This is a genomic window from Bradyrhizobium sp. UFLA05-125, assembly GCF_059803515.1.
The window spans coordinates 89,117-103,721 of sequence record NZ_JBANBJ010000027.1; the positions used below are offsets into that span (position 1 = coordinate 89,117).

General features: G+C 57.4%; 10 protein-coding genes. 4 read left to right on the top strand and 6 right to left on the bottom strand.

All coding sequences use genetic code 11. The features are described from left to right. Positions 1 to 4 precede the first annotated feature (4 nt). A complete protein-coding gene (locus tag SO156_RS23370) occupies positions 5 to 193 on the top strand; it encodes a hypothetical protein (protein WP_498536391.1) in 189 nt (62 codons plus the stop codon). A 1,336-nt stretch (positions 194 to 1,529) separates the two neighbouring features. Here SO156_RS23370 and SO156_RS23375 read toward each other — a convergent pair. The 4 genes from SO156_RS23375 to SO156_RS23390 all read right to left on the bottom strand — a co-directional run bounded on the left by SO156_RS23375 (position 1,530) and on the right by SO156_RS23390 (position 6,014). Beyond that, positions 1,530 to 2,912: an MFS transporter gene (locus SO156_RS23375; protein ID WP_498536392.1), complete on the bottom strand. Its 1,383-nt coding sequence runs from the start codon at positions 2,910 to 2,912 to the stop codon at positions 1,530 to 1,532. Between the two features lie 66 nt (positions 2,913 to 2,978). Continuing rightward, positions 2,979 to 3,872 carry a beta-keto acid cleavage family enzyme gene (locus SO156_RS23380; RefSeq protein ID WP_498536393.1) on the bottom strand — a complete coding sequence of 298 codons (894 nt, stop codon included), beginning with the start codon at positions 3,870 to 3,872 and terminating at the stop codon, positions 2,979 to 2,981. A gap of 105 nt (positions 3,873 to 3,977) precedes the next feature. Then, positions 3,978 to 4,919 (bottom strand): 3-hydroxyacyl-CoA dehydrogenase, encoded by a 942-nt coding sequence (locus tag SO156_RS23385; RefSeq protein WP_498536394.1) that lies wholly within the window; start codon positions 4,917 to 4,919, stop codon positions 3,978 to 3,980. Between the two features lie 312 nt (positions 4,920 to 5,231). After that, entirely contained in the window at positions 5,232 to 6,014 is a 783-nt protein-coding gene (locus SO156_RS23390) for an outer membrane protein (protein WP_498536395.1), read from the bottom strand. 687 nt (positions 6,015 to 6,701) lie between these two features. Between SO156_RS23390 and SO156_RS23395 the strand changes: the two genes are divergently transcribed. Then, a complete protein-coding gene (locus SO156_RS23395) occupies positions 6,702 to 7,166 on the top strand; it encodes a hypothetical protein (protein ID WP_498536396.1) in 465 nt (154 codons plus the stop codon). Between the two features lie 564 nt (positions 7,167 to 7,730). On the opposite strand, the gene SO156_RS23400 is transcribed toward SO156_RS23395, so the two are convergent. After that, positions 7,731 to 10,148, bottom strand: a complete 2,418-nt coding sequence (locus SO156_RS23400; protein WP_498536397.1) for a CaiB/BaiF CoA-transferase family protein — start codon at positions 10,146 to 10,148, stop codon at positions 7,731 to 7,733. Between the two features lie 82 nt (positions 10,149 to 10,230). Beyond that, positions 10,231 to 11,871 (bottom strand): flavin-containing monooxygenase, encoded by a 1,641-nt coding sequence (locus tag SO156_RS23405; protein WP_498536398.1) that lies wholly within the window; start codon positions 11,869 to 11,871, stop codon positions 10,231 to 10,233. Between the two features lie 351 nt (positions 11,872 to 12,222). On the opposite strand from SO156_RS23405, the gene SO156_RS23410 reads away from it, so the two are divergent. Then, positions 12,223 to 13,299, top strand: coding sequence for a methyltransferase (locus SO156_RS23410; protein WP_498536399.1), 1,077 nt, complete (start codon positions 12,223 to 12,225; stop codon positions 13,297 to 13,299). 52 nt (positions 13,300 to 13,351) lie between these two features. Beyond that, positions 13,352 to 14,512 (top strand): phosphonopyruvate decarboxylase, encoded by a 1,161-nt coding sequence (gene aepY, locus SO156_RS23415; protein ID WP_498536400.1) that lies wholly within the window; start codon positions 13,352 to 13,354, stop codon positions 14,510 to 14,512. Positions 14,513 to 14,605: the final 93 nt, after the last annotated feature.

The window sequence follows — 14,605 nt, forward strand, 5'->3', positions numbered from 1 at the left end:
GCATATGGCTGAGGTGAAAATTACCACTAATCGATCCGACGAAGAAGGCTGGCGCCTCGAGGAAGTGCGCGATCGCTTGCTCGAGAAGGGATTGAGGAACGTTCTCGCGCTTCACGATCACAAGGGCAATCTCTACGTCGATTGGTCCGAGCATCCCAGCACGTACAGTCTAGCCACCGTCATCAACATATAAGCCGACAACCACCACGAGCCATACTCGCACCATTCCGTACGCGCCCGCCGCTTGTGTGGGATATGGGCCGCTACAATCCGTTCGACGGTCCAGCCCTCCCCTGACGGCAGAGCGATTTCCATGACGGCACTTTGGACTGGGTCACAATGGATGGTGACCAAAAACGGCGTCGACACCACCGACAGAGGTATTTCATCGCGAAGAACCGTGTGCATACTCTCGCCGAGATTTTATGGAGAGCGTAGCGATGGCGAACGACGTCGGGCTTGTCGACGAGATCGAACTCGACGAGGCGGCTGTGATCATAAATATGAAGTTCGTAAGCTCGAAGGACAGCGCAAAGGAAAGTTCGCGACCTCGACGACGCAGAGCTCGACTGTAAGAGCTGAGAGACTTGTACGCGGAGCGCGCGTCGTCTGATCAGTTTGCTTGCCGGCCCTGATCAAATGCTCGCCGGATGGAGCCGCGGCGCGATGGGACTGCCTGCCTAGATTCCCCGCGCCGCCTGATCAATTTGGCGCTGCGCGCGCTCGTATTTGCTTTCGGAGCGCCGAGCCCAAATAGAGTGAGAGCCCTCTCCACATAAGCGGGCCAAGTTGGCCGGAGAACCAAACGGTCGGGGATGGCGACGGAGACACGCGATGCCCCTGATTAAACAAAGCGAGCTTGCCGCCGAAGCATCAGTTAGATCACGCTAGGCGCGTTTCCACGGTTCGCCTCGAAACATTCGAAAAGCAATCCGCAACATCGTCGTGCTCGCTGGTGTGCTGTAGCGCTCCCGCGGCGCTCGAATTTGGGCAGGGGCGCGCAAGTTATTCATTTTCCAATGCACAACTCAAAAATATTGTCGAATTGCGGAAGCAAGCTGGCGTATTATCGCAAGTTGCGTAGAACGAGCATTAGTCTGTGAGAAATGGATCACTTGTTGCAGCTCAAACGGCCGCCAATTAGCAAGACGCAGGAGCTGCCCGCATTCTGAATTTCCGTCCCAATCTAAAGTTTCGCGATTGCAGTACGTTCGCTTGCATCGAGAGCGGGCATCGAGATCGCCTTCAAATTCGCGAGTCGCCAGGATCGAGTTGCATCAGAGGACGCTCAGTCCAAAAACCGGTCACGCCAAGACGGTCATAGCAAGAGCGCTCCACCAAATAGAGTGATTTCATGTGACTAGTGGCTCGTTGCCGGCACGCCATTCCTTGCCACCGATATGTCCTCGATCAGTTTGCCACTCCCATCAACGTGGGCGATCCAGGATTCGCGTGCGATCTCATTCAACGGGTCATTCACCGCAGACACCGCATTTCGATGCACGTTTTTCTCTACTTAGGCGCTCGGCTCAGCGAGCAACGTCATTATGGTACCGGACCACCAGTCTAAGGCTGCCGGCGATGCCCGTTGCAACAATTAGTACGATTGCCATTGCGACCAAGCCAATGTCAAAGGATCCCGTCCTATCCTTAAGGAAGCCGACCATGTATGGGCCAACGAAGGCGCCAAAAGCACCAATGGAATTGATGAATGCGATGCCTCCGGCGGCAGCGGCGCCAGTAAGGAAACTCTGCGGGATCGTGTAGAGGATTGTCCGTGCCGAGATCGTTCCGATCAGAGCGAGCGTCATGCATATGAGCGCCGGCACGAGCGAGGTGAGCACGACCGAAAAGACGAGTCCGGTGGCGCCAAGCATTAATGCGGCGATCAGATTATAGATTTTTTGCCCCTTGCGATCGACAAGGCGCGCCCAGAACAACATGCCTATTGTCACAAATAAATAGGGCACTGCCGAGAGCCAACCGACCTGCATATTGGTCAAGTTGCGGCTCTTTAGGATCAGAGGGAGCCACATACCGATCCCATAAGTGCCGATCGTGAAAGCGAAGGTAATGCCCGTCAACATCAGCACGCGGACGTCCTTCATCGCCGCCAACAGATCCTTTTTGACCTTATCGTACTTCTCCCTAGCGAGTTCATCCAGCAGCGCGTCCCGCTCTCGGGGCGTCAGCCACGAGGCCCTGTCAGGCGTGTCGGCTAGCAGAACGAGACATAGGACTCCGAGTAGACAGGCCGGAAGACCTTCGATCAGGAACATCCACTGCCAGCCGGCCAATCCCCACACTCCATCCATTCCCAATAGCGAAGCCGATAGTGGATTGCCGATCAACGAAGACAGCGGTGTTGCTGCCATGAACCAGGCGAGGACGCCTGTCCGCGATCGCGCTGGAAACCAGATGGAAATGTACCAGATGACACCGGGGAAAAAGCCTGACTCGAAAACCCCTAGAAGGAAGCGGATCCCGTAGAAGCTGTATGGTCCGACGGCGAATGCCGTCGCCGCGGCCGCAAGACCCCAGGTCATCATGATGCGGGCGAGCCAACGGCGCGCACCGAAGCGGTACATCATCATGTTGCTGGGAACTTCCAGCAGGCAGTAACTAACGAAGAGCACCCCGGCGCCCCAACCGAACTGGGCGGCACTTAAGCCGATGGCTTCGTTCATCTGCAGCGCAGCGATGCCGACGCTGGTCCGGTCGAGGTCGTTGACAAAATAACCCAGGCCCAAAAGTGGTACGAGCCGCCGCGTGTTCTTGCTGACAGCGCTCGCGACCAAACCAGACCTCACCTCGTCATGACACTGGGGGGCAGCGGCCTCCAACAATTCGTTCTGCTCCTGCAATTGGTCACGGACCAGACGCCGATTTTTGCTCAGGTGCTTGAGCTGCACCGCGAAATCAGCCCGAAACTTTGGGAATCAATGCCGTAAGCGAGAGCATCGGATTAGCTATCCGCGCTATTTGCGTGGCGCCAGCCCAAGCATTGCCCGAGCTTCCACTGCGGTGGCGGGCTCGTAGCCAAGTTCTCGGATAATCCTAACCGTCTTCTCGACCAGCCGCACGTTCGTGGCAAGTATGCCTTGTTCGAGATAAAGATTGTCCTCTAGGCCGACACGAACGTGGCCGCCTGCGAGCACCGCGTGAGTTGTTGCGTGCACCTGTGCTCGACCGACGCCGCTAACGCAAAACATAGCTCCTTTGGGAAGATTCCCGATGAGCATATTGAGGATCTGCGGCGTGTACGGCAATCCGCCCTGAATTCCGCGATCGGCACCAAGAACGAAGTTGATCCAATAGGGAGGTTTGTCGAAGCCCTTATTGATCAGGCGTATCGGATCTTGGAGAAGATGGGAAAGCGAGAAACATTCCCATTCAGGTTTGATGCCCTTCTTTTGGAATCGTTTTGCCATGATGTCGCAGCGCCTCGGCGAGGTGTTAACGACAATCTCGCGGTCGCCAAAGCAGGCTAGAACGGTGTGGGCGTCAAATGTCGCCATGTCAGCACCGGCCTCGAGGCCTTTTAGACGCTGTTCGAATATAACCTCATCGAGACCGGGCTCTATGGATCGCACCATGTCTCCATCAATGCCCCCGCCCGTGCTGTTGTTGATGATGATGCCGCACTTTGCGATGATCCGGGAGTTGATGTCCTGGTATATTTCCGGATTACAGGTCGCGCCATCGTCCGGCCTGCGCGCATGCAGCGCCACGATAGATGCACCCGCATCGTAGCACCGGTACACATCCTCGACGATTTCGTTAGGCTGCGTCGGCAGGTGTGGGTTTTGCGATTTTTTCACCACACCTCCCGTCGGGGCGATCGTGACGATGACCTTGCTCTCAAATATCATACTGCGTCTCCTTTCGAGGGCTTAAGTCATAGGTGGGTGCCGTCCAGCTCGCGTCGATAGGTGAGCGGCAACCACGGCGTTTTGCCGAAATCGGCATTGTTCCGGTCAATCCGTTTCCCTATTGGGTTCGATTTCGGCATACGCGATGCCCGTGAAATTGCCCTGGGACCAAAGGACATTGCGTTTATTCCCTCCATCAAGATCGGCGGAATAGATCGAGCCGGCGAGGTCGGTGATGAACATCTCGTTGCCGGGAACGTCGAGTGCGATGCCTATACCCTCCATCAGATGAGTGATCAGAATTTCCGGCTCCGTCTTCGTGTCGACACTTGCGCGATTGGCTGTGTTGCCACGCGGAGGGTCGCCGCGGTCCGTCCAGTAGAGGACGCGGTGCGCGAGATCGAATTCGAGGTGAATTGGTTCCGGCAAGCCATCGAACAATAGCTCGATATCGGAGCGGTTTGCTGGGCTCTCACCCTCCGGTATGTCGATGTTGGCGCGGAAGATTCGGCCCAGGCCGCCATTGTCCGGACCCTTTTGCGTCCAGTAAATCTGGCGACGCTCGGTGTCGATGGTGACGCCAATGCACCATCTGGTCGGATCGCGCCGGTCCACGTCACCGCGGCCCGCCTCGATGAGCGTCTCTATTGCAGAGCCATCGAGATTGCACCGCATAACCCGCATCCCTTCGCGGTCAGACCAGTACAGCTTGCCACCTCTTTGATCGAGCTGAATCTGCTTCGGCGTGAATGTGGCGCCGCGCGGAACGACGACTTTGCGAGCACTTCCATCGATATCGGCGCGCTCGATGGAGCCATCGTTCACGGCAACACCGGAGCCCATATTGGTCCAATAGATGTGACCCGCGCCGACATCGATGGCGATTCCGTCAGGAAGCTGACAATCCGTAACAATAACTTTTCGATCGGAACCATCTGGATTCATGGCTTGAATACGGTTGGTGCTCACCTCGAGAAAGAATATCCGACGACCTGCGATCGGCCGGTCGGACGAGAGTTGCGATTTGACCGCATTAGCGTCGGTCATGGTATTCTCCCTCACGGCTGAGGTGTCGCATATGCTTGGCTTATGATCGCCTTCCAAGCCGCAACAGCGATTGCCGATCCGAATCTGACTTGTGCTGGCAACGGATAGGGTACGCGCTCTCGATAATTAGTGTGGATACGCCGAAGCATCTCGCGTGCACGCACTCTACTGCGGACAAATCAGGCAGATCTGCACGGTAAGCAGTGGAGCAAGGGTCGAGCAACCACCAAACCATTCTTGCGGCAGATGGTCGTTTGACTGCTCCCACGACACGCCACGTGGCATTGGCGCTGCTGCGCGATGGAGGCGTCCTTACTTGCGAAGGTCAAAATTGCGGGCCCCGTCACTCCAGCGGTAGTTCACGCGAACCAACCCGATGTCAACGTCTTGACCGATACGGGCGGACCCTGCACGAGCGCCCACTGGAGCGCCTGTGAAACCGCTTGAGAAAAAGAAGTCCACATCCCGACGGCCCATGAACAAGTGGTCGTACTCAACGCCGATGGACCAATTCGGAGCGAAGCCGAATTCAACGCCCGCGCCAACCGCACCACCCCAACGAGTTTCGCTGCCACTATCGATTGTCAGCTCGGTCGCAAGATCGAAGACCCGGTATTTGTCGCGGACGGCTGCAGCGCCACCCTTCATATAGAGCAGCACGTTATTCCAGGCATAGCCGACCTGACCCGTGAACAGGCCAAATGCATTAATTTTTGATTCATCTTTGACACCTGCGAAGGCGAGGTTGGCGTTGGAGCCCTTGAAATCGGCCCAGTTGCCCTGCGCCTCAAGGCCGAACACCCAGTTCGCCGCCTGCCATCGATAGCCGATTTGACCGCCGGCGCTGCCTCCTGTTGCACTATGGCATCCCATGATGAGCGGCGGAGCGACGACCAAGCCGCCAGCATTGACGACGTCCCAGCACTGATGCGCGGAGCCTCCACCTCCATCAATGCCGGTGTAGAAGCCGGTCCAATCGTAGATCCGAGTGACCGTTGCGAGCGCCTTGACGTGGGGCCGCACCGTCAGATCAGCGGCGGAGACTGAAGCGGCCATCGCGATCAGGGCAACTATGCCCAGCAGCATTTCTTTCATTCTTTTTGGCTCCGTTCCGTGATTCGCTTGATCGTCTATCGGTCACGATAGCCATGTGTTCGTCCTCTCCATCAATCGACAAGATTGGTAGTTGACTGCATCGCGAGCAATATCAGTCTGCCGCAACGGCCCCGCAACTTCATGAGTAGGTCGATAAGCCCGGGGTGACGTTCTGCCCTAGACAGGCGCCCGCACAAGGGCGTTCGCAGAACCGAAAGGACGGGAGCTGGGCAGTACCCCATCGGTACGAATATCACGGTCCAGGAGGTCGCGTCATTTAGGATCGTCACCTCTGTCCGGTTGAAGACACGGATGTCCAGCCTGACGAGGGTCTCCAGCAGCGCTGGCTCCAAAACAGGTGGTTTTTTCTTCACAGAGGGTCGCGCGCAACCTCGCTAGTGGCACAGCGATTGCTGCGATGGATTAGAGTTGATGGCGCCGAGCGCTCCTACAGTCTTCCCAAGTGTCCAGATGAGGCCAGCCCAATTGATCAACGAAAGCCATGCTGGTGCCGTCCTCTGTCATATCGGCAGCAGTGCTTGGCGCGACGCCAAGCTGAACGAGGCGGCACGTCCAGTTCTCCCGCCATGTTGCCGCGCGCCTGAGAGCGCACCGCGCGGCGTGGCCCTTTCTCATCCTGGACGATTCGAGCGCCGGCGCTAGCAATCACAACAACAGGAGATGGTGATGACGAAGGAAGGTGGACTCAACGATGACATAGGCATTGCTACAGGCGCATTTCAGGACTTTGCCAAGCGAGCCATCGAGACGCAGACGGAGTTCTCGAAAAGAGCTTTCGATATCTATTGTCATTGGCAGGAACGAATTCAAACCGAATCAACACAGGCGATGGAGCTCTTCGGGAAAGTCACTTCCACGAACTCCGCAACCGATCAGATCCGTTTTCTTCAGGTCTGGATGAAAGGCGCCACGCAGCGGGCCTCGCAGGACGTGATCTATTCCATTGAAACCGCAAAACTTCTCGCGAATATTGAACTTCCACTCTTCGTCGGCTCTGAGCTGTTCAAGCCGGCCGTCCTCTTCCCTCTCTTGACGACGCTCAACTTGCCAGCGGGCGCTGGCATTAACTTTCATTGTGGTTCCTGGCAGCTGCCCACCTTGCGGATTGAAGGAGCTCGACCGGAACGATGAAGATTGGATTTCCCTACCAATAGGCCATGGGGATGGAGAGCTTCTTCGCTCGAAGCAGCGTACGGCTGGCCGTGACGTTGGCAGATATTGTGCGTGCCGATTTTTCCTTCCTCCAACGCAAGAAAGGCCATCAGCATCCGTTCGGCTCGGCTATAACCGTCCGACAAACGGGGCGAGTGCGCATTACCGGGTAAGCCAAAGCCCCGTGGTCGCATTCCGGGCGCTCTCTGCGCTGATATTCTTCGGACCAATCGCATGTCGGCAACGACCGAAATCCAACTATCTTGTCTCCTGGCCGGTCCTGCCGCTTGCGGCACATCGAACGGGGAGTTGCAAATGACCAAGAACTCCAAGGCCGAAGACCAAGACCTTCGACGCTAGGAAGAGCTCAATGTCGAAATTGTCGCGGATCTGACACCGGACGACTCGTCCTCCGCGAGCTAGAGAAGGCCGGCGGGTAACCCTCACCGATCGGCACCTCCACCTCGAACGAAAAAAGCGGACGTTGGCAATGTGCGTCGTTGCGGTCGACTGTTATGTTCAGGACGCTTGTTAGCTTTTTTGCTAGCTCCGCACGGCGACCATCGACGTCCCGATGATGCCCTTCGACGCCAATTGCGCGATCTCGGTGCCGGAGAGCCCTAGAAGTCCTGTTAGGATCTCGCTGTTGTGCTCTCCGAGAGTTGGCGCTGCCATGCGGATCGCAAGAGGCCGAGAACCAGCCCGAATCGGCATTGACGGCTGTAGATGCACGCCGGTGAACGCACGTTCCACCTTCTGCAGAAATGGACGCGACCCGAGGTGCGGGTCCGTAAGCAGGTCAGTTGGCTGCCGGGCGACGCCAGCCGCAATTCCCTCCGCCTGCAACATCGACATCGCCTGCTCGGCATCGCGGGTGAGCGTCCAGGCCTCGATGACCTTCTCTATCTCATCCTCGATGCCGCGGCGAGCTTCCCCAGATTGCAGCGATGCGTCTTTCGCCCAGTCTGCCCGTCCAATGATAATGGCAAGCCTCTGCCACATGGTCTGGTCGCTCACCGCTACCATGACCCAGCTGTCCTCACCTGCGCACCGGAAGCAGCCATGCGGCACGAACTGCGGATGTCGAGTACCATACCTAGGTGGCGGCACGCCGCCGATCGATTGAACGGTGATCCAAGGCGCCGCAAACGGCATCATGCATTCAATTTGCGCAAGGTCAATGAACTGTCCTAGCCCGGTATTGCGGGCGTGAACCAGCGCGACCAGAACCGCTGCGCAGCCGTTTAACCCACCGACGGCATCCCCAAAGGCAACGTGGCTCATCACGGGGGGGCCGTCCGGATTTCCGACTACGATCGGCAGCCCAGAGCCCTGCTCGAGGGTCGAGCCGTAGGCCCGACAATCGCGATTGAGGCTGTTTGCTCCAAAAGCTGACATCGACAACATGACAAGCCGAGGATTGAGCGTTCGAAGCACCTCGTAGCCAAGCCCGAGCTTTGGCAGCACGTCAACCGAATAATTGTCTACGACGACGTCGGCTCCCGCCAGAAGGCGCTTGGCAAGAGCGAGACCTTGGGGCTGCGTGAGATCGAGCGTGATGCCTCGCTTGTTGCGGTTCATAACGCAGAAGGCTGCCGTCTTTTCGTACATGTGAGCGTCGACATAAGCAGGCCGTCGGTCAACACCGCGCCACCAATCGGGGTACTTGGTGGACTCGATCTTGATGACGTCAGCACCAAGATCAGCCAGAGTGCGCGTGCACAAGGGACCTGCCCAGCCCATCGTGAAGTCAATGACGCGGATCCCACGCAAGGGCTGCCGTCCGGCATCAACGCACCTGGACGTCTGCGACATAGCCAAGGATCGCTGCTTTTGGATGTCCGCAAAAGTTTGCTGCTCGCCCGGTTCCGGAACCTTGCCGCCTCGTCGCGGCGGCGTCATGGTCAGCCGCTGCATCGATCCAGCGGTCATGCCTTCTTCTTGGCCAAGGACGACGGGCACGATTGCGCCGCGCACCTTTTTTTCGGTATCGCGCAGCAGATCGGACATATCGGGTACTGGCACGATCGGGATCTTCCGCTTGCGTCCCTCCGCAAACCACTCCTGCGCTGTCCGCGCTTTCAGCCTCGGCACGAACTGTTGTTCGATCCTCTCAATGTGCTTCAAGCGCTCTTCGCCGAGGACCAGAGCCGGATTGTCGCGCAGTTCGGACAGCCCAAGCATATCGCAGAATGCGCGCCATTGTGCCGGTGTGAACGTCGTCACACCGAGCCATCCTTTCCTGGTCTCGTAAATGCCGCCCGGAAAAACCGGCCAGAAGCGATTAACGCCAATCCGGCGCATGACCTCGCCGCGCGCCGATGCCTCGAACATGAGATATTCGCTAAGAGCCAGGCTCGATTCGAAGATACTGACCGACCACGACGCCCCTGCTTCACCCTTCGTTCGCGCAACCGCCGAAGAAGCCGCGGCGATGAACCCCCACAAACCGCCGAGGATACCGGTCTGGAAATCCGGTGCGTGCAACGGCGGGCCCTCGACCGGTCCGACCAGCTTGACGAGGCCGGCGAGCGCGCGGATCGTGGCATCGGTTGCGGCAAATCCTGCATAAGGACCCTCGCTGCCGAACCAGCTCGCTTCGAGGCAGATCAATCTGGATCGCCGCTGGCGGATCGCGGCGATGTCAATGGGTGGGCAATCCGCTGCATCAACGTCCCTGCCGTCAATGAGTATATCGCAGTTTTCGGTCATCGCTGTCAGCCGGGCGATCGCATTCGGGGCAGCGGGGTCGATGATCGTGCTTGACTTGTTGAAGTTCAGGAACGCGAACCAAGCGCTCTGCCCCATCGGAGTGAGCGGCGCACAGTCGCGAAGTGGATCGCCCGCCGGCGGTTCGACCTTCTGAACATCCGCGCCGAAGTCGGCCAACAATCGCGCGCAATAGCTAGTTGCCGCCGAACTGCCAATCTCGACGACCCGAAGATCTGACAGCACTCCCATCACGGCTCCATTTTCCCAGATAAGAGGCCATCAATCGGGAACTCTCGCAGTTGCTCGCATCCGATTCGTCTTAAGTATGGAGCTAGTGCATAGCAAAGCCCTGATAGCCGCTTGCGGCGACCTCGTCGCATTTTTGTCGATAGCTGCCTACCCCGCCGGTGTAGGAGAGCACCCGGCGCGGTTTCCCTTCGACGTTCGATCCCAAGTACCAAGAATTGGTCTTGGCGAGTAACATCTCATTGGCAGTCTCATCATGATGCGCCACCCACTTTTCTTCCACCTCTTTGGTGGGCTCGATTACGTTCAGGTTCTTGCCACGGAGATAGCTGATGCATCCGGTTATCCACTCGACCTGCTGCTGCAGGCAGGTGGTCATGTTGCAAAGCGCTGCCGAGGGAGCAAGCGGCACCGCGGTCGTGAAGAGATTGGGATAGCCGTGCACCTGCAACCCCATAGTGGTCCGAATGTCTCTGCCCCATTCTTCCTTCAGTGAACGTCCGTCGCGACCGCGGATGTCGATACGGGTCAAAGCGCCCGTTCCCGCGTCGAATCCGGTCGCCAGGATGATAACGTCAAGCGGGTGAAGCGTGCCGTCCGCCGTCTGGATGCCTTCGGCCGTCATGCGCTCGATTGCGTTAGTCTTGACACTGACAATCTCCACATTGGGTCGATGGAACGCCTCGAGGAAATTCTGCTCCAAAGGTACCCGATGGGTGCCGAATCCGTATTCGCTTGGGATCAGTAGGTCGCACAGCTTAGGATCCCTAAGGCGCTCGCGCATTTTCGCGCGCACGAATTCGGAGATCTCCCCGTTGATCGTTTCATCGAAGAACAGCTCAACGAAGGATGAAATCCACAACTTTACAGAACCATCGTTCCAGCAATCCTCCATCACCTTGCGGCGCTGTTGAGGCGGTAGATCCGCCCAGGCGTATTCAAAGTCATACTCGAAGCCCGTGAAGGTACGCGGCAGCCGCTCGGCAAGGACTTTGAACTTTGACTTGTAGGCATCGACGTCCGCGGCCGCGTACTTGGGGTTCTTCATAGGGATGATGTATTGCGGCGTGCGGACGAACACCTTGAGATGGCCAACCTGTTCCGCGATCGTCGGAATGACTTGGATCCCCGTCGCTCCGATACCAACCACGCCCACACACTTGCCAGCGAGGTCGACCAGCTGATGCGGCCATCGCGCCGTATGAAACACCTGGCCCTTGAAGGTCTCCTGCCCCGGGAAGGATACATGGGGCGCCGAGAGCATGCCACAACAAGTGATGAGAAACTGGGCGTCTATCACATCACCTTTGTCGGTCGTGACCACCCATCGTTCCGCCGTTTCATTGAAATGAGCGCTCTTGACCGTCGTGTTGAACTGAATGTCTCGGCGCAGATCAAGCTCGTCCGCTACGTAATTCAGCCAGCGTTCGATTTCCGGTTGGCTCGGAAACCTTTCGCTCCAGCTCCATCCTTGATAGAGATTTTCCGAGAAAAGGTATTGATAGATGTAGCCTTCTGAATCGACGCGCGCACCAGGATATCGGTTCCAATACCAGGTGCCGCCGACACCGGAGGCCGCGTCGATCGCCCTGACGCTCAGCCCGAGCTCTCGCAGACGGTAGAGTTGATAAAGGCCGGCAATGCCTGCTCCGATGACAACAGCGTCGAATTTCGCTGTCGCAGGCGCGCCCTTACCACCATTGGGCCTGATCGTGGGCTGGGTCATTTCTCCTCCTGCGTGCCGTTGAGGCCCCAGCGAGGAGAACAGCAAGTATCGTACCAGAGAGTAAGCGTCGCGCTCGTATCAGCGCTAAGCATGTGAAGAAGTGCTCCGCATTGCCGCGTCTTGGGCAACGCCTCTCACGAATAATCGCACGGCATGGGATTGTCGGGGCCGCCACTCCTACAACATCGTGCGGCATGCAACATTTGGAACCGGTCAACTACCAACACTAGCAATTGATCTAGATGACAGGCATGTGTCACTGATTGCTGGCTGAACATCGCACCAGAGCTCGCCGAGCTTCAGCAATAGCTCATCCATTGATACAAATCGTTCTGAGAAGGACTTGCGGCAATGCAATCGTCTGCACTGACGTCACGCGGCGATATCGCTGAAGCCGCCCCTGTCTATTTTCCCGATATTGCACAAATCATCAAGTGGCGCGACAGCTCCTATGCCGCTGATCTCTATATCGCCGCAGTCTCATGGCTTGATCTCTTTACTTATCTGGATGGTCATCCGGTAACGGAGGAGGAACTACGACTTCATTTCTCTCTCCGCGAGCGGCCAACGCGCACCATGGTTCGACTCTTCGAATCGTGGGGCCTCATCTCCAACGAATCCGGCCGGCTGCACGCAACGGCCACAGCCGTTCAGTATCTGAGCGGCAATTCCGCGGACAACGTCGCCTCGTATATTGCAACCATGAAGTATAAGCCTTCCGTTCGGGAACTTTATGAGATCTTACGACAGGATGGTTCTGACACCTGGCACGTCGAGTGCGGCGAAACCAAGACCTGGGACGCGCTAATGCAGACCGACGAGTTTGCCGATCTGAACACGCGCGGGATGGAGGAGCGCGGACGGATCTTTGCTCCGCACCTCGCGAAGCTGCTCGATTGTACGAATGATACTAATGTACTCGATATAGCTGGAGGATCTGGCATCTATTCCGCGCACTTGTTGATGCGCTATTCTTCACTCTCGGCAACGATCTTTGAGCGTCCGCCCGTTGATCAGCTTGCAAGGACATGTCTCACAGACCGCAATTTATACCCGGGTCGGGCCCATGTCATAGCTGGCGACATGTTCGTCGATCCACTGCCCCGGGATGCTAGCCTCCACCTCTATTCGCATGTCCTTCACAATTGGGGACCAGACAAGGTCCATCTGCTCCTGACTAAATCTTTTGACAGTATTGCCTCCGGTGGTCGCATCGCAATTTACAGCTGTCACCCTGACGATCGCGGGGGGCGCCCGTCCCCCGCTGCCGAAGCAGAATACTCCGTGCTGCTTACGACAGGCTACGAGGGCTGCTGTTACACCTTTGAGGACATGCGGACCATGCTCGAGAACGCCGGCTTCCAAGAGATCGACTACCACAAATCCATCTGCAACCGCAGTCTCATCGTCGCGAAAAAGAACGCCTGACCGCTTTGGGGAAACGACCTATTCCACCGGTCATGAATCGCGTGAGCACGAGATGTCTATTCCAACCCGCGTTCTGTTGTCGAAGATGCGCGCGGCGGGATACAGTGTTTTTGCTGGCGTGCCTTGTTCCAACTTTGGCGATTTATTTGATCAAGTGGCTGAAGCTTCTGAATTCCTGACCTTTCCTGCCGCCAATGAAGGTAGCGCAGTTGCGCTAGCTGCCGGCGCGGTGCTCTCAGGTCGCCGAGGAGTCGTTGCGCTTCAAAATTCAGGGCTCGGCAATATCATCAATCCGCTGACATCTCTATTGATGGTCAACAAAATTCCGCTCCTGCTTCTCTTATCCGTTCGCGGCCACCCCGAAGAATCTGCCGACGAGCCACAACACGCGATCATGGGTGCTAAGACGAAAGTTCTTCTGAACGAGCTCTCTGTTGAATGGTGTGACTTCGATGGGACCGAGTCAGGCTTGGATCGCGCGCTCGAGCGCGGTAACGATGCGTTTCATCGCGCCGCGCCATTTGCGTTGCTCTTTCGGCAAGGCCAGCTATCCGTCTGTGGCGCGGCCAAGAGACAGGCTGATGCAATCCATTACGGGGTCAGTGTCGGGCACGCCATTGAGCTGGTTTGCGACCAGCTCAAGACTGACACTCTCATTGTCTCTACGACCGGATTCATCTCTCGTGAGCTGTTCCGTGTCCAAGATCGTCCTCTGAATTTCTACATGCAGGGCTCCCTAGGGCATTGCAGCGCGGTTGCGGCAGGGCTTGCGCTGGCCTCGCCTAACCGGCCGGTTCTGGCATTGGATGGAGACGGCGGCGCGCTGATGCACATGGGGATCCTATCAACAATTGGCTATGCCAGCCCCGAAAATCTCATCCACGTGGTGTTGGACAACGAAGGATACGTTTCTACGGGCGGTCAGCTCTCAACGTCACGAACGACATCGCTCGAAGCTGTCGCGTCCGCCTGCGGGTATCGAACGGCTACCCGCTGTGAGCGGGCCGAGCATATCACGATCGCCATACGGCAATGCTCCCAGCGTAGCGGCCCTCACTTCGTGGTTTGCAAGGTCAACCGCCTGCATCCCTGTCAGCTTCCTCGCGTCACGAGTCGATATTCTCCGCTACAGAACAAGACCATGTTTCAGCGATGCGTCGGCATTCGCGGTGACGAGCCCGCAATAGCCGGAAAACGGGGACTGGCGTCATAGACGCCCGATTTTCACTGCATAGGATGAATCGGGTTGTCATCAGAGAGGCGGCCGCCTGGCCCTTTCGGATCGACAGTCCGCTTCGAAGGAACG

Excerpts from the sequence above, each read along its gene's own strand:
- SO156_RS23370 (WP_498536391.1), top strand. The coding sequence starts at position 5 with ATGGCTGAGGTGAAAATTACCACTAATCGATCCGACGAAGAAGGCTGG.
- SO156_RS23380 (WP_498536393.1), bottom strand. The coding sequence starts at position 3,872 with ATGATATTTGAGAGCAAGGTCATCGTCACGATCGCCCCGACGGGAGGT.
- SO156_RS23385 (WP_498536394.1), bottom strand. The coding sequence starts at position 4,919 with ATGACCGACGCTAATGCGGTCAAATCGCAACTCTCGTCCGACCGGCCG.
- SO156_RS23390 (WP_498536395.1), bottom strand. The coding sequence starts at position 6,014 with ATGAAAGAAATGCTGCTGGGCATAGTTGCCCTGATCGCGATGGCCGCT.
- SO156_RS23395 (WP_498536396.1), top strand. The coding sequence starts at position 6,702 with ATGACGAAGGAAGGTGGACTCAACGATGACATAGGCATTGCTACAGGC.
- SO156_RS23400 (WP_498536397.1), bottom strand. The coding sequence starts at position 10,148 with ATGGGAGTGCTGTCAGATCTTCGGGTCGTCGAGATTGGCAGTTCGGCG.
- SO156_RS23405 (WP_498536398.1), bottom strand. The coding sequence starts at position 11,871 with ATGACCCAGCCCACGATCAGGCCCAATGGTGGTAAGGGCGCGCCTGCG.
- SO156_RS23410 (WP_498536399.1), top strand. The coding sequence starts at position 12,223 with ATGCAATCGTCTGCACTGACGTCACGCGGCGATATCGCTGAAGCCGCC.
- aepY (WP_498536400.1), top strand. The coding sequence starts at position 13,352 with ATGTCTATTCCAACCCGCGTTCTGTTGTCGAAGATGCGCGCGGCGGGA.